The sequence below is a fragment of the Marinifilum breve genome, assembly GCF_003202155.1.
In the GTDB taxonomy this organism is placed as follows: domain Bacteria; phylum Bacteroidota; class Bacteroidia; order Bacteroidales; family Marinifilaceae; genus Marinifilum; species Marinifilum breve.
Genome location: NZ_QFLI01000001.1, coordinates 572,382 through 589,184 on the forward strand (window position 1 = coordinate 572,382; position 16,803 = coordinate 589,184).

The window sequence follows — 16,803 nt, forward strand, 5'->3', positions numbered from 1 at the left end:
TTGAGATTTAAAAACTAAATGTTCTTAATTTAAATTCTTACTGGGATATTTTTTGTTTTCAGATATTTCTTCAGTTCTGGTATTTCAATTTCTTTGAAATGAAAAACACTTGCTGCCAAGGCTGCATCAGCCTTTCCATCGATAAAAGCATCGGCAAAGTGCTCCATATTACCTGCTCCTCCCGAAGCAATCACCGGAATATTTACCATTTCAGACACCTTAGCTAATGTTTCATTGGCAAAACCATTTTTCGTACCATCGTGATTCATGGATGTGAAAAGAATTTCACCAGCACCAAGCTGCTCTGCCTTCACAATCCATTCAAATAAATCGATTCCGGTTGGAAGTCGGCCACCATTCAGGTACACTTCCCAATTCCCATCAACACATTTGGCATCAACCGCTAAAACCACACACTGACTTCCAAATCTTTTTGCCAAATCGGATATCAATTGTGGATTTCGCACTGCCGCTGAATTAATGGATACTTTATCGGCACCTGCATTTAAGAGAATTCCAACATCTTCAGGTGTTGATATTCCGCCTCCAACGGTAAATGGAATATTCAATTCTCTGGCTACCTTTTGTACCAATTCAACCAAAGTTTTTCTTTTTTCGTGGGTAGCTGTAATGTCAAGGAATACCAATTCATCGGCTCCTTGTTCTGCATAGTAAGCAGCCAATTCTACGGCGTCACCGGCATCACGAAGATCAACGAAGTTAACTCCTTTCACTGTTCTGCCATCCTTTACATCCAAACATGGTATTATTCTTTTCGATAGCATAACCTACAATATAAATTCGTTAACCAATTCATTCATATCGATTCGCTCTTCGTAAATCGCCTTACCGATAATTACTCCCCAGCATCCAATTTCATTCAATACTCTTACATCCTCGATATTACTCACACCTCCACTTGCAATCAGTTCCAATTCGGGAAATTCTTTCATGATTCCTTTGTACAAATCTACAGCAGGTCCCTGAAGCATTCCGTCCTTCGAAATATCAGTACAGATAATGCTTTTCACTCCTTTAGCTTGATACTTTTCCAGAAACTTGTAAATGTGATAATCCGAATCTTTCTGCCATCCTGAAATTGAAACCATTTCATTTCTCACATCGGCACCAAGAATTATTTTTTCCGCACCATACTTTTCCAACCAACTTTCCATCAGTTCTGGATTCGATACAGCTATACTTCCTCCTGTTACCTGGTTTGCACCAGATTGAAATGCCAATTCAATATCTTCATTTGATTTTACGCCGCCACCAAAGTCTATTTTCAAATTGGTACCTTGTGCTACTCTCTTTAAAACTTCAGCATTACAGATGTGTCCTGATTTTGCACCTTCCAAATCCACCAAGTGCAATCGTGTAATTCCTAATGCTTCAAAGTTTCTGGCTACTTCCAAAGGATCTTCATTATACACTTTCTCGGTATTGTAGTCCCCCTTGGTTAAGCGAACGCATTTCCCTTTTATGGTATCTATTGCTGGTATTATTTTAATTTTTGCCATTGCTTCTTCTTATAAGTTGATAAAGTTTTCAAGGATTTTTACTCCAACATCACCCGACTTTTCAGGATGAAACTGACACGCATAAAAGTTATCTTTTTGCAGTGCAGCACTAAAAGGTAAAATGTAATCACAACTGGCAATTGTTTCCTCTATAACTGGCACATAGTAAGAGTGAACAAAGTAGGTAAATTCACTTGGTTGAATACCATTCAGCAATCCTCCTTTTAAATCACCCAACTGATTCCAGCCCATATGCGGAACCTTCATTTCATTGGTAAATCGCATAACTTTAACAGGAAAAATGCCTAATCCTTTTGAATGTCCTTCTTCTGTGCTTTCGCACATCAATTGCATGCCCAGACAAATTCCCAGCACTGGCTGTTTCAAGTCAGGAATCAAATCAATCAAGTCATTTTCCTTCAGAGAATTCATTGCCCATGAAGCTTCTCCAACTCCAGGAAAAATTACCTTATCAGCATTGCGAATCACCTCTTTATCTTTAGAAACTATTGGAGTAATTCCCAATCGTTCAAAGGCATATTTTACCGACTGAATATTACCGGCATCATAATCTATAATTACAATATTTTGCTTCTTCATTCTTTATAACTTTCCTTTGGTTGACGGTAATTGCAAACAGTTCACATCTCTTCTTATGGCCATTCGAATTGCTCGGGCCAATGCCTTAAAAATGCCTTCAATCTTGTGATGTTCATTTTGTCCCTCTGCTTTAATGTTCAAATTACATGCAGCTCCATCGGTAAATGATTTAAAGAAATGATAGAACATCTCGGTAGGCATACCTCCAATCATTTCACGTTTGAATTCAGCATCCCATACCAGCCAATTTCTTCCACCAAAATCAAGGGCAACTTGTGCAAGGCAATCATCCATAGGCAAAGAAAAACCGTAACGATCAAGACCTAACTTTGAACCCAATGCTTTATTAAAAGCCTCTCCCAAGGCAATCGCTGTATCTTCAATCGTATGGTGCTCATCAACCTCCAAATCTCCTTTAACTTTTACAGATAAATCAACACCAGCGTGCTTGGCAATTTGATCCAACATGTGATCGAAGAAACCTATTCCAGTATCAAATTCTCCCTTTCCTTCTCCATCCAAATCCAATTTGATTTCGATTTGAGTCTCCTTGGTATTACGTATGATTGTTGCTGTTCTCTCCTCTAGTCTTAGGTACTCGTATATTTTTAACCAACTATCCGTTGCAAGAGCAATACAAGCTTGAAGATCATTTTTAGATTCGCTCAATTCATCGTCACCAATATTTCCACTCGACGTGATAAAAATTGCTTTCGATCCCAAATTTTTAGCCAATTCTACATCCGTCCATCGATCGCCAATTACATAAGAGTTAGCTAAATCGTATTCTTCCGAAAAGTATTTTGTCAGAAGAGCAGTCCCAGGCTTACGAGTAGGCGCATTTTCTTCAGGAAAAGTTCTGTCAATGCAGATATCATCAAATTCAATTCCTTCATTTGAAAAGGTCTTCAACATCTTGTTTTGTGCAGGCCAAAATGTTTCTTCAGGATACGAATCTGTTCCCAATCCATCCTGATTGGTCACCATTACCAACTCATAATCCAGTTGATCAACAATTTTTGATAATCCTCTAAACACAGCCGGATAAAACTCTAATTTCTCTAAACTATCCACCTGATAATCCACTGGAGGCTCCAATATTAAAGTACCATCTCTATCGATAAAAAGAACTTTCTTTTTTGTATTCATAGCTTAATTTTTAGAGTTGTATTCGCTTAATGATTCGCACAATAGCTTATTTTCTTCCTGAGTTCCGATGCTTATTCTTACACAATTTTCCAGTCCTGCAATCTTTGAACGATCCCTGATAATGATTCCCTTATCTAATAGGAAATTGTACAATTGTTTTGCATTATCAACCTTTACCAAAATAAAGTTAGCATCTGATTCGTAAACTTTCTTCACACAAGACAAATTCGAAAGAAATTCACTTAACTCTTCTCTATCTTTAAGAATACCATTTACCTGATTCAAATACTTCGCCTCATCATCAAGTAATTCCAAGGCTTTTGTTTGTGTTAGGCTATTTACATTATAAGGAGGTTTAATACGATTCAGCACTTCTACAATTTCCACTGATGCAAAACCAATTCCCAATCGAATTCCTGCCATCCCCCAAGCTTTCGACAAAGTTTGAAGAATTACCAAATTTGGATATTCTTCCAACTTATCCAAGACAGATTTACCGGAGGCAAAATCTATGTATGCCTCATCTACAATTACAATCCCTGAAAATGCTTTCAGGAGTTGAACAATTCTATCTTCATCATACAAGTTTGCAGTCGGATTATTGGGCGAACACAGAAACAACATCTTGGAATTCTCATCCGTAAGATCCATTACCAAATCTACATTAGGCTGAAAATCCTTATCCAAAGCAGCTTCTTTAATTTCAACTGCATTAACGTTGGCTGCCACCTCGTACATTCCATAAGTAGGTGTACAAGTCACAACATTGTCTTTATTAGGCTCACAAAATGCTCTAAACAATAGATCAATTACCTCATCACTTCCATTCCCAAGAATCATTCTTGTTGGGGGAACTCCCTTTAATTGAGTTAATCTTTTTTTCAATTGATTTTGTAGGGGATCCGGATAACGGTTGACTCCATTTTCATAAGGATTTTCATTTGCATCGAGAAAAACAGAACCATTTCCCGAAAATTCATCGCGAGCAGAAGAGTATGGCACCAATTGTTTCACATTCTCTCTGATTATATTTTCTAAGGTAAATGTTGTATTCATCTTTTCGCCTCCTCTCTCATTTTCTGCAAACGTACACTTACTGCATTGCAGTGAGCATCCAATTGTTCAGCTTTTGCCATTACTTCAATTACTGGTCCCAACTCTAATAAACCTTTTTCGCTAATTTTTTGAAATGAAATACTCTTCATGAAAGATTCGAGACTAACTCCTGAAAAGGACTTAGCAAATCCATTCGTAGGCAATGTGTGATTTGTTCCCGAAGCATAATCGCCCGCACTCTCCGGTGTATAATTTCCTAAAAACACAGAACCTGCATTCGAAATACTGTTCACACATTTATCCTCATCTTTAACAGATATAATCAAGTGCTCAGGACCATATTCATTACTTAGTTCCAATGCTTCATCCAAAGATGAAACCAGGATAATTTTAGAATTCTGTAAGGCCTGCTCTGCAATGTCTTTACGAGAAAGTTTACTCAACTGTCTTTCAACTGCCAATTGCACCTCTTCAACCAATAATTCTTCCCAGGTTACAAAAATCACCTGACTATCAACTCCATGTTCAGCTTGTGATAAAAGGTCTGAAGCAATAAATTCGACATTCGCACTCTTATCTGCCAACACCAACACCTCTGATGGTCCTGCTGGCATATCAATTGCTACCCCCAATTTGCTCACCCTCTGTTTTGCTGCAGTTACGAACTGATTTCCTGGTCCAAAAATCTTATAAACATTAGGGATACTTTCTGTTCCAAATGCCATTGCCCCCACTGCCTGTATTCCACCTACACAAAACACTTTATCTACCCCTACCAATTTACTGGCGTAAAGAATAGCCGGATCAATCTTGCCATCCTTTCCCGGTGGAGTACACAGTACAATCTCCTTACAGCCTGCAAGTTTTGCTGGGATCCCTAACATCAATACCGTTGAAAACAAAGGAGCACTTCCACCTGGAATATATAATCCCACTCGCTCTATTGGTGTAGCTTTTCTCCAACACTCAACACCTTTTGTGGTTTCAATAATTTCAGTTTCCTGATATTGTGACGCGTGAAACTTTTTAATATTATTAGCTGCAACCGATAAAGCATTCTTTAATTCAAGACTTAGCAGTTCCTCAGCTTCATCAATTTCCTTCTGTGCAACCTCCAGCTTATCTATTTTAATTTTATCAAACTGCCAAGTATATTTTTGTAAAGCTTTGTCTCCTTCAAGTTTTATCTCTTTAAAGACTTGGTTTACCACCTCCTCCAAATCATCATTATCAATCAAAGGACGTGACAGAATTGTCTTCCAGTCTTTCTTATTGGGGTATTTTATTACTTGCATGATTAAATATTCTGTGATTAATAGTCTTTTCCTTTTTAATTTATAGTACCATCTTTTCAATTGGGATGATTAAAATACCTTCGGCACCATTCAACTTTAGCTGATCAATCACTCCCCAAAAGTCATTTTCATTAATTACAGAGTGCAAAGAACTCCATCCTTCCTTGGCCAATGGCATAATTGTAGGACTTTTCATTCCAGGTAATACTTCGATGATATCATTGACCTTCTCATTTGGAGCATTCAAAAGAATATATTTATTGTTCTTTGCAGCCAAAACAGATTTCAATCGGAACATTAGTCTATCTAGAATAGCCTGCTTTATACCTGAAATATTTTTATTGGCAACCAAACAAGCTTCTGATTTTAGAATTTGCTCTACTTCTCGTAATCCATTTTTAAATAAAGTACTTCCTGAACTTACAAGATCGCAAATACCATCTGCCAAGCCAATATTTGGTGCAATTTCAACCGAACCAGAAATAACGTGTATATCACAATTCAAATTATTCTCATCAAGAAATAGCTGTAGAGAGTTTGGATAGGATGTAGCTATCCTTTTACCATTAAAATACTCCAGACCATTGTATTCAACATCCTTTGGCAATGCCATTGCCAACCTACATTTCGAAAAACCAAGCTTCTGTAATATTTCAAGTTCTTTTTGTTTTTCTATGACAACATTTTCACCTACAATAGCAATATCAGCCACTCCATCCTCCACATACTGAGGAATATCTGAATTCCTAAGATACAAAACTTCCAATGGAAAGTTAAAGGCACTGGCTTTTAACTGATCTTTTCCATTGTCGATGGAAATTCCACATTCTTTAAGGATTTTAAGAGAATCTTCTTTAAGTCTTCCTGACTTTTGAACAGCAATTTTTAATTTTTCACCCATGATTTAAAATTTTGAGACCTCCTGATCCATTATGGGTAAAAAAAATGCCCACCTGAATCAGGCGGGCATTAATAATGTTAGTTAAAATATCTTTTAGAATAAGGCATAACATCGTCAGCTCACCTGCGGGTAAGTAAAATGATAATGACGATGTAATGCAATAAACTTCATTTTTGTTCTTTTGTTCGGGGCAAAGATTAGCATTTATTTTTTTTCAGACAAATCTTTCCTTTGAAAATTTTAAAATACTTTCTTTTTCCTAATTGGTATAAAATAATCACCTAGTAAAAATGATCTTGCTATATAATTATTACCTACATGATATTTTAAATGGGGTAACAGTCATAAAAATGCAACTTTTTTTTTACTACACTCCCTCTACGAAAACGTTACAATTAAAAAAAACTAACTTTTTTCAAACATTACCCCCTACCCCTACTTGCTTGATTGCGATTTTTTAATACTTTTACAAACACAGCCACGTAATACAAGAGGTTGTTTTCTGAAAAATATAACTTTTTATGAATTTACCCCCCTGAAAGGGGTAGTAATATTTAAAAAAAGACCATTTATTACTAACTATTATAAAAACCAAAATTAAACCACATGGAAAGCAAATTATTCCCACTGAAACAAAAAGCTTTCATGCTTTTTATTCCTGATGACAAACAATCTATTTCTTCAATTTTTCGACAACGGTCGAATTTACGCTTGGTCTAAACGAACCCCGGGGTTCCTTAATCCGGGGAACCTCGGGGTTTTAAAGCAGAAGATATATTCTCATAATAAAATCAAACAACATATTAGTCTATGAAAAAGATCGAAGCAATTATTCGCAAAACAAAATTTGAAGATGTAAAAAAAGGGCTACACCAAATAGGTATTGATTACCTGACATTCTGGGATGTTAGAGGTGTAGGGAAATCGGTAGAAGAAAGAGTTTACCGTGGAGTAAAATATGATACCAGTAGTATTGAAAGAACAATGGTATCCTTTATTGTAAGAGACAAATTTGTAGATAGCTGTATTGTTAGCATTCGTGAAAATGCATTTACAGGAGAAATAGGAGATGGAAGAATATTCATTTACGAAGTTCTTGATGCCTATAGAATCAGAACAGGTGATTCTGGCGACCGCTCCTTATATGATGAAGAATAGAATTAGCATTAATTACTCACGATTTTAAATTAACTATCATGGAAGAAACTATGAGTTTAAACACAATACAGTCAACTGTTACAGCAACCAGTCATTCATTAGATGTAGTTTGGGTATTATTATCTGCCGCCTTGGTAATGTTCATGCAGCCTGGCTTTGCGATGGCAGAAGCTGGTTTTACAAGAGCTAAGAACACCGCTAATATACTCATGAAAAACATGTTGGATTTTGGTGTAGGTTCAATTTCATTCTTTTTAATTGGATATGCCTTGATGTTTGGTACCGATTTAGGAGGATTTATTGGAAAGCTACCATTTTTAGAAGAATCAAGTCCTGTAATTGACTATTCATTTCTAATGTTTCAGACAGTATTTGCAGCAACAGCGGCAACCATTGTATCTGGAGCGGTAGCGGAAAGAACCGAATTTAAAACCTATTTATTTTTTAGTGTAATCACCACAGCTATTATTTATCCTATTTCAGGTCACTGGGTTTGGGGAGGCGGATGGTTAAGTAATCTTGGCTTCCACGACTTCGCAGGATCAAGCGTTGTGCATTCTGTTGGTGCATGGATGGGATTAGTAGGTGCTGCCTTAATCGGACCACGTATAGGTAAATACAATGGGAAAGCAAATGCAATTCCAGGACATAACTTAACTTTTGCTGCACTCGGAGTATTTATCCTCTGGTTTGGATGGTTTGGATTTAATGCAGGTTCACAACTGGCTGCGGCAGGAAAAGATAACACTGTAGCCATTTCACATATTTTTTTAACAACCAATCTATCAGCAGCCGGTGGAACTCTTGCAGCTCTTGCTGTAAGTTGGATGAGATACAAGCGCCCAACCCTTTCGTTAACCTTAAATGGTGCATTGGCTGGATTAGTGGCTATTACAGCTGGGTGTGACATTGTTACTCCTCAAGCTGCAATAATAATTGGTATATTAGCAGGTATAACCCTTGTTTTTTCAGTTGAATTTATCGACAAAACACTTCGAATTGACGACCCAGTTGGTGCTATAACTGTACATGGAGTGAATGGAGCACTTGGAACTCTTTTAGTCGGAATTTTTGCTACTGACGGTGGATTACTATACGGCGGAGGGTTTAAACTACTTGGAATTCAAACCTTAGGAGTATTAGCTATTGCAGCATGGGCTTTAGGTACAGCATATATCCTATTCAAATTATTAGATAAATCAATAGGATTAAGGGTTCCTGCTGTTGTTGAAGAAGAAGGTCTGGACATTTACGAGCACGGCGAAAAAGCATACCATTAATTATCAAACAAATACTCGTTTCTCAATAAAGATGATGTGAAGTAGGATTCTTCCATCATCTTTTTTTATAAAAAAATACTTAGTAATTTCATGTGAGGAAATACAAATTGAATAACAATATTTGAGTTTATTTGCCGTTGCATTGCATAAGATAGAAGTAATAAAAACACATATTAATAAATTAAATTGATGAACATGAAAAAGATTAATGTTTTCTTATTGGCCTGTTTATTTTTCACTCTTAGCATTGGTCAGACAGGATGTTATGGACCATTTCGTTTGACTAAAAACCTTCATGAATGGAATAGCACAGTAGGCGATAAATTTACAAATGCCTTGGTATTCTTTGCCTTTGTAGTAATTCCTGTATACGAAGTTGCTGTTTTGGTTGATGGATTAGTTTTAAATACCATTGAATTCTGGTCTGGTGATAACCCTGTAGCAATGAAAGAAGGCGAAAAAGATGTTCAGATCGTAAAAAAAGATGGGAAAAAATACCGAATTACAGCTACAAAAAACAAATTTCATATCGAACAACTAAAAGGCCCAAACAAAGGTAATTTTGCAGAATTGGTATACGATCCAACAAGTTCAAGCTGGAGCCTAAAGGATGGTGACAAGGAATTACAAAAATTAGTAAGCTTCGATGAAGAAGCTAACTTAATAGAAATCTATAAACCTAACGGCGAGACGATTCAGGTTAATCCAAACAGCTACGATTTAGCACTTATTAAAGAAAAGGTTCATTCTAACTCCATTAATTGGGCAATGAAATAACATTCCTCCCCGACTATCTAAAGTCGGGGATTTTTCTTTATCAAAATTTTGATGCTCCATACTATAAATGTAACTTTATTGACAGCACGTTAAATGCTGTTAACATGAACAAATCACCAATTCCATTCCTCTCTTTTAATCTGATCTTAATCTTTGCTATTTGTTTGTGCGCGTTTAATCTTCAAGCCAGCGAACCCAAAAAAGCTCCACACTTTGATAAAATCAGATTGCAACTAAAATATTATCACCAATTTCAATTTGCTGGATATTACGCTGCACTACATAAAGGATTCTATAAAAATGAAGGCTTAGATGTAGAACTTTTAGAAGGAGGCACCGTTAACACTGTCGATATTGTTTTACAGGGAGAAGCTGAATACGGCGTAAGTGCTAATGATATTTTGATCGAACGCATTAACAAAAAGCCTGTTGTACTACTTGCCTCAATTTTTCAAAGTTCACCATCTATATTTCTTAGTTTAAAACAATCAGAAATAAACACTGCACATGACCTTATCAATAAACGGGTTATGCTCCTAGATGAATATAGGGATCCCGAACTATTAGCCATATTTTACAAGGAGGGAATTCCTTTAGACAATATATATCGATTAACAACCACCTATGATATTAATGATTTAATTACTGGTAAAACCGATGTATTAAATGCCTATTCTACAAACGAACCTTATTTTTTGGGGGAGCAGGGAATCGATTATACAATTATTTATCCTCAAAATTATGGAATTGACTTTTATGGCGATGGAATATTTACAACTGAAAAGGAAATCAAAAATAACCCGAAACGTGTTGATGCATTCATTAGAGCAACAAAAAAAGGCTGGGAATATGCATTAAAAAATCAAGATGAAGTTATAGATATTCTAATTAATACCTATGGTGTAAAAAAAAGTAAAAAGCACCTGCAATTTGAAGCAAAGCAAATTCAAAAGTTAATTTTAAATGATTATGTCGAAATTGGACATATAAATCCAGGCAGGCTGGATAATATTGCAAGAATTTGTGCTCAAATGGGAATGGTTTCTACCAATTACGATTTAAGTGGTTTTATATACAAACAAGAACAATTTAAAACACCAAAATGGTTAAAATGGGCACTAGTAATTTCTGTAATAATAATATCAATTGTTGTTGTGATTTCATTTTACTTGTATGTTTTTAATAAACAATTAAAAAAAGCTGTTGATAGACAAACCACTAATATCAGCCTAAAGAATGAAGAGTTAATAAAATCTGAAAAACGCTTTAGAGAGGTAATTGAAAACTTACCTTCCGGAGCTATTCTTGTGGAGGGGAATGTATTGTTTACCAACAAAAAAGCCTTTGAAATTACAGAATACACCAATAAAGAAACTCCTGACATTAACTCTTGGTTTACCACCCTCTATAGAGATCACAAAGAGATAAACTATCAGATTTACTTGAATAGCAAATCTGAAAATTTCAAAAATCCTACAATCACTTCCATTACAACGAAATCAGGAAAAATAAAGCAAGTTGAATTTCATGCTTATCGTTTCGATGGGAAAGAAATTTGGCTAATGAATGATATTAGCAAAAGAATCGAAACAGAACAAGCTTTAATTGCCAGCGAATATAAATTAAGAACTTATATTGATGAATCACCAAATGGACTTGTAATATTCGATAAAAACTCAAAAGTCAAATTTGCAAATCCTGCTTTTTTAAAGCTCTTTGATATTAAAGAGTCTCACGAAATTAACTATCATATCAAAGATTTCTTTTCTCCATTACAACTCACCAAGAACTTTGAAATGATGAAACAGCTTCTGGATACAGGTAAAGTACAAGGAGAGGTAATGGTAAAATCTATAGAAAACAGGAATTTCCCTGCTTTTATTAGTGCTGTAAAACTTCATAATGATGAGTTTCTAGGATTTCTTATGGATACTTCTCCTCTGAAACAAGTAGAAAATAAACTTAAGGCTGCTCTTGAAAAAGCTGAAGAAAGTGATCGATTAAAATCTGCTTTTCTTGCAAATATGAGCCATGAAATCCGAACTCCAATGAATGGAATATTAGGGTTTAGCCAGTTATTATTAAAAGAAAATCTATCGCAAGACAAGAAGGAACAGTATATTGATATTTTGAATCAAAATGGCAGGCAATTATTAGAAATCATCAATAACATTATAGATATATCATATCTGGAAGTCAAACAATTGAAAGTTGTAAAAAGCACTTTTTCAATTTCAAAACTCTTTAGTGACCTTGATACTTTATTCAAAATCGAAAAACCAAAGTATCACAAAGAAGATCTGGAAATTTCATTTACCAGCCACATTCCCCAAGAGTTGGATCAAATCGAATCTGATCTTGGAAAAATCAAACAAGTTTTAATTAACCTGGTCAACAATGCTCTAAAATTCACTAAAGATGGATACATAAAAATTAGTGCTAAACTAAGCGAATCGAAATTGTTTTTCATTGTCGAAGACTCAGGAATAGGAATCCCTAAAGAAAAGCATGACATTATATTCGAACGCTTTGGTCAAATAGAAAATGTATATACCAGACAATTTGGAGGAGCAGGACTAGGGTTGCCTATTTCAAAAGGAATAATTGAACTTTTGAATGGCAAATTAAAACTCGAATCAAATCAAAATAAAGGCTCAAAATTTCAATTCTATATTCCTATACAAGAGAAAGAAATCGAACCGAAAGAAAACAATAATCAGCAAAGTAGATTTTCATGGACTGGAAAGAAAATCCTTATTGTTGATGATGTAGACATAAACATTAATTTTCTGGAAGAATTACTAGATAATACCGGAGCAAACATTACCATAAGTAAAAATGGCAAAGAGGCTTTGAATTTATGTAAATCAGGATATCAGCCAGATTTAATTTTGATGGATATTCAGATGCCAGAAATGAATGGTCTAGACGCCACCAAAGAAATCAGAAAACACCTTAAAAACACACCAATTATTGCACAAACTGCCTATGCATCAGAAAATGATAAAAGATTAGCATTATCAGCTGGTTGCAATGACTTTTTTTCAAAGCCTTTAAATCCTGAAAAATTATTAAATCGAATTAATCAATTCTTCTTGGCAAGAAGTTGAACCTTTGATTTTGATCCTTGCTTGTGTTTGAACCCCTTACGTTCCATTTTACCCCATTTTCGATTCCCTCTGGCATATTGAATATTACCCTTTATAGAGAAAAATAAAGATATTGGGTGTAATATAAATGGTTCAAGAAGAGCAGCTATCCATAATCTAAATACGTCTCCTTTCTTTTCGTATCTATGGAAAGTCAATTCTTCATAAAGAATTGCCCAGGTTGTGAAAAACAGTGCAAATGTGTATACAAACAGAAAAGTAATTAGAATAAAATTCAGGCTTAAATTTCCAGTAAAATATAGAATGATCGCATAAATAATTCCTAATACTTCCACCAAAGGAGCCAGCCATTCAAATAAAAACCAAAATGGATATCCTAGCATTCCCATGGCTCCATATCTTGGTGAAAAGAAAATTTTTGAATGATCGGTTAAGGTTTCTATGGTGCCCCTAGTCCATCTACTCCTTTGGCGCCCAAAAGTAGAAACGTCTGAAGGAGCCTCAGTCCAACATAAAGGATCCGGCACATATTCTATTTTATACTTCTCTCTTTGCTCAGACATGTAACGACGAATTCGCACCACCAGCTCCATATCTTCACCGATGGTGTGAGCATATCCCCCACTTTGCACCACAACCTCTCGCTCAAACATTCCCATGGCTCCTGAAATAATAATTAAACCATCTAATTTGGCCCAAGCCATTCGCCCCATTAAAAATGATCTTGTATACTCCAAAACCTGCATTCTGGCCAGCAAATTCTTTGGCACACAAACCTCTGCTATTCTTCCATTTTCAATTACACACGAATTTGCAATACGAACAACACCTCCTGCTGCAATCACTCTTCTATCCGTTCGCTCCAAAAAGGGTTTCACTAGCTTTAATACTGCATCAGGTTCCAGAATCGAATCAGCATCAATAGCCATAAACAAATCCTTGTCTGAAACATTAATTGCTACATTTAACGCATCAGCTTTTCCTCCATTCTCTTTATCAACAACAATTAGATTTGAATAGGTTTCAAGTTTTGATTTGTAAACACCTCGTACTTCTTTTGTTTCTATCTCATGATTGACTGCAAAATTCACACGCTCTAACTTGAATGCTTTTTGTAGTTCTTTAAACGTGGTATCTGTACTTCCATCATTCACAACAATTACATCAAAGTTATTGTAATGAATTGTATATATCGATTCAACATTATCGACTATTGTTTTTGCTTCATTGAAGGCAGGCACCAAAACTGAAACCGATGGAGCTAAAGGAGAATCGAGAATTACACTATAGTCGACGAAACTATTCTTTTTTAGATAGTAATTTAAAGCAATACCAGACACAATGCTCAGTGCTGTATAACTAAATATCAATAAGAAGGCATAAGATATAAATACCTTATCCAAAAAATAACTAATAAACCTTATTAACTCATCGTAATTCATATTCTAGGATCTAATACGTGGTTGATAATCCCTTTTAATTCTTCATCAGCATTTACTGACAGAGCATTTAGTCTGGCTACACCTGTTTCACCAATTTTTGCAATTGATTTACATGCCTCCATCCTAATCTTAAACTCATCACTTTTCAGCTTATCTTCCAAAAAGTTTATTTCAGATTCCATTTTTAATTGCCCAATGGATCTCAGTATATTTAATTGATTTGGCGACTCTTCCAAATGATACATTTCTTTCAACTTTGCAATCGCCTCGTAACTTTCCAAATCAATTAAAGTTTTAATCACTTTTCCTTTTACAAAATCATTGTCATGATTTATCAATTCTAAAACTTTTGGTGCAGCTTGTTTTTGCTTTAATACTCTGATCATATCTAAGCAGAACATTACCACAGAATCATTCCAATGATCTAACCACAAATGAAACTCAGGAATTTCAATCCTGTTTTTCCGTATCAAATCAAACACATTAATTTGCTCCCAAACCGTAAAAGGTTTCTCCTGCGAATCCAAAAACGCAAAAGGAACAAAAGGCAAGAGCTTAATTAATCCCATTTGTGATTCTATTCTCAATACATCATTATTTTTCTGCTGAAAGGAAATAATTTTCTGATTCTCGGACTTTACCCTCATGTGACTCAACTCACGTATTCCGAAAATCTTTTTGTTCCATGAAAACTTATCCAACTTTCTAATTGATTCCTGATTCAATTTCAAATCCAAATACAAGGCTCTTATCTTATCACTCACAGTTTTGTTTTCAGCTTTATCAATTGCCATCAAAACATCAATCATTACATTTCGATGAAAGCGACTTGATTTTAGTTTTGTTTGATCACAAATATCATTTGCTTCTTTGTTTCCTATAAGATAAGCAATAATAGCCTTAGAGTATTTAACATGGATTTGATTGTATCTTGTCTTTTGGTAAGCCAGATAAAGCTTTGAAATTAAAATCGTTGGCAATAGCAACATCAATGATATAAAGAAGACCATTATCATGTATACAATCAATCGATTCAAAGCATTGTATGGTAACCTCTCGAATGTATAATTAATTATAGCCTGTATCCTCTCTACAATACTGCCCAGCAATTCGAAGACAATAAACAAGAGGTCCGGAACTGAATTCATCAATTCCTGAAAGTCAAATAGAATAATATATTGATCCAATAATAACATTTAATCTCTATTCTTATCTTTAATATTTAACTCTCTTCTCACCGCTTTAATTCTCTTCTTAGTAAAGGTCTTCAATCCAGGAATGAATGCTCCCGGATCCAACTCATCTCCCAAATGTATCATCAGATTCTTCTCAAATTCCAAATTGCTATACATTTTCATTGTATCCTGATAAACATGTTTTCTGATCGAAATAGCCAGTCTATCAATACCATGCTCTATATTGTCCTCAGTAAAACTTTCATTTAATAATTCCTTAATGTAGTTGGAATAAAACTCCCGATATTTTTTAATTCCGAACAACGTTTTCATTAAAGTATTTTCATATCTGTCATTCATGAAATAAATACTTAAATTCTCTGCCTGGTGCATTGTGAATTTTGAACTAAACGCGCAAAAAGCATAATTACCATCGTAAGGAATCCATTTGAATTGATGATCTAAAGTATTCTTATACAAATAATAATTATGACGATGCAACATATTCATAGCATCAACATTCATAAACAAATTCGTGATTGCAAATATTTTTAAACATTCATATACATCAAAAACCTCTTCAATGTGAGCTAAAGCTTCCTTATCCATTTTAACACAGTCATCAAGTGTTTTTATAAAATCCATCAATTCCTGATAGTCTTTTCTATCCTTTGATTTTAACTTATACGATCGCTCATAGTCCAATTGATTATCTCCTATGTACAACAAATTTGCTTTGGGCTCCCCTTTAAAGAATGCTCCAGATTTGTTACCAAAATTCCGGTTTACAAAGCCTTTATTTATTTCTTCAACCAAAACATACAAACCAAACAATTCGTTATTTACATACACATTTGCATAAGCAGATCTTGGCACAGGCAATCCCTCTGATCTCATAAAATCGAGATATAACTTTTCCCTCATAAAAGTGGGATCTTTAAAAGCATTATTCAGATTAATGGTTTTTAAGCCATTTAACTTTTGCTTTTTAATGTATTTCCCAAAATTGATCTTAAAAGATTTCTTTCTGCCAGGATAAAAGTCATATGATGATTCTCCTTTTATTCTTACACCACATGCATAAAACTTCTTTCCATTTACCTCAACATTTCCCTGTAAATACCTATTTATCTCTATAGAATCGCGAGCTTCTTTATGGTTTACCAATGAATCCCATGCAGAACATTGTAAAAAGCTAATTCTTATTTCATGAATTTTTTCATTATCGAATATTTCACTTCCAGCTATACTCTCCCCGTTATCCTGAATATTTGCACCAAACAAACCAGAACTCAAGACAACACAAAACAATAATATGAGTACAGACTTCATCATTTTCA

General features: G+C 34.9%; 14 protein-coding genes. 4 read left to right on the plus strand and 10 right to left on the minus strand.

The window, feature by feature from the left end:
* Positions 1 to 29: 29 nt before the first annotated feature.
* Genes hisF through hisG form a run of 7 tightly spaced genes read right to left on the minus strand, consistent with a single transcriptional unit; the run spans position 30 to position 6,521 of the window.
* Positions 30 to 785, minus strand: coding sequence for an imidazole glycerol phosphate synthase subunit HisF (gene hisF, locus DF185_RS02350; protein WP_110359114.1), 756 nt, complete (start codon positions 783 to 785; stop codon positions 30 to 32).
* Positions 786 to 788: 3 nt separating this feature from the next.
* Positions 789 to 1,520, minus strand: a complete 732-nt coding sequence (hisA, locus tag DF185_RS02355) for a 1-(5-phosphoribosyl)-5-[(5-phosphoribosylamino)methylideneamino]imidazole-4-carboxamide isomerase (RefSeq protein WP_207784546.1) — start codon at positions 1,518 to 1,520, stop codon at positions 789 to 791.
* Between the two features lie 9 nt (positions 1,521 to 1,529).
* Positions 1,530 to 2,120, minus strand: coding sequence for an imidazole glycerol phosphate synthase subunit HisH (gene hisH / locus DF185_RS02360; protein ID WP_110359115.1), 591 nt, complete (start codon positions 2,118 to 2,120; stop codon positions 1,530 to 1,532).
* A 3-nt stretch (positions 2,121 to 2,123) separates the two neighbouring features.
* Entirely contained in the window at positions 2,124 to 3,269 is a 1,146-nt protein-coding gene (hisB, locus tag DF185_RS02365; RefSeq protein ID WP_110359116.1) for a bifunctional histidinol-phosphatase/imidazoleglycerol-phosphate dehydratase HisB, read from the minus strand.
* 3 nt (positions 3,270 to 3,272) lie between these two features.
* Positions 3,273 to 4,325 (minus strand): histidinol-phosphate transaminase, encoded by a 1,053-nt coding sequence (hisC, locus tag DF185_RS02370; protein ID WP_110359117.1) that lies wholly within the window; start codon positions 4,323 to 4,325, stop codon positions 3,273 to 3,275.
* Positions 4,322 to 5,620, minus strand: coding sequence for a histidinol dehydrogenase (gene hisD, locus DF185_RS02375; protein WP_110359118.1), 1,299 nt, complete (start codon positions 5,618 to 5,620; stop codon positions 4,322 to 4,324). Before hisD ends, hisC begins: the two co-directional genes overlap by 4 nt.
* 40 nt (positions 5,621 to 5,660) lie before the next feature.
* Positions 5,661 to 6,521: an ATP phosphoribosyltransferase gene (gene hisG / locus DF185_RS02380; RefSeq protein WP_110359119.1), complete on the minus strand. Its 861-nt coding sequence runs from the start codon at positions 6,519 to 6,521 to the stop codon at positions 5,661 to 5,663.
* Between the two features lie 810 nt (positions 6,522 to 7,331).
* Here hisG and DF185_RS02385 point away from each other — a divergent pair.
* From DF185_RS02385 to DF185_RS02400, 4 genes are all read left to right on the plus strand, one after another.
* Positions 7,332 to 7,679, plus strand: coding sequence for a P-II family nitrogen regulator (locus tag DF185_RS02385; protein ID WP_110359120.1), 348 nt, complete (start codon positions 7,332 to 7,334; stop codon positions 7,677 to 7,679).
* 38 nt (positions 7,680 to 7,717) lie between these two features.
* The gene (locus DF185_RS02390; protein ID WP_110359121.1) at positions 7,718 to 8,959 is read left to right on the plus strand and encodes an ammonium transporter; all 1,242 of its coding nucleotides are present in this window, start codon (positions 7,718 to 7,720) and stop codon (positions 8,957 to 8,959) included.
* A gap of 195 nt (positions 8,960 to 9,154) precedes the next feature.
* Complete coding sequence (locus DF185_RS02395) at positions 9,155 to 9,736, plus strand: DUF3332 domain-containing protein (RefSeq protein WP_165835914.1); 582 nt, start codon at positions 9,155 to 9,157, stop codon at positions 9,734 to 9,736.
* Positions 9,737 to 9,963: 227 nt separating this feature from the next.
* Positions 9,964 to 12,846, plus strand: a complete 2,883-nt coding sequence (locus DF185_RS02400; protein ID WP_165835915.1) for an ABC transporter substrate-binding protein — start codon at positions 9,964 to 9,966, stop codon at positions 12,844 to 12,846.
* Here the strand turns inward: DF185_RS02400 and DF185_RS02405 are convergent.
* The 3 genes from DF185_RS02405 to DF185_RS02415 are packed head-to-tail and all read right to left on the minus strand — an operon-like array spanning position 12,822 to position 16,798.
* Complete coding sequence (locus DF185_RS02405; protein ID WP_110359124.1) at positions 12,822 to 14,288, minus strand: glycosyltransferase family 2 protein; 1,467 nt, start codon at positions 14,286 to 14,288, stop codon at positions 12,822 to 12,824. The genes DF185_RS02400 and DF185_RS02405 overlap by 25 nt on opposite strands.
* Entirely contained in the window at positions 14,285 to 15,484 is a 1,200-nt protein-coding gene (locus DF185_RS02410) for a HEAT repeat domain-containing protein (protein ID WP_110359125.1), read from the minus strand. Before DF185_RS02410 ends, DF185_RS02405 begins: the two co-directional genes overlap by 4 nt.
* Positions 15,485 to 16,798, minus strand: a complete 1,314-nt coding sequence (locus DF185_RS02415; protein ID WP_165835916.1) for a CotH kinase family protein — start codon at positions 16,796 to 16,798, stop codon at positions 15,485 to 15,487.
* Positions 16,799 to 16,803 lie beyond the last annotated feature (5 nt).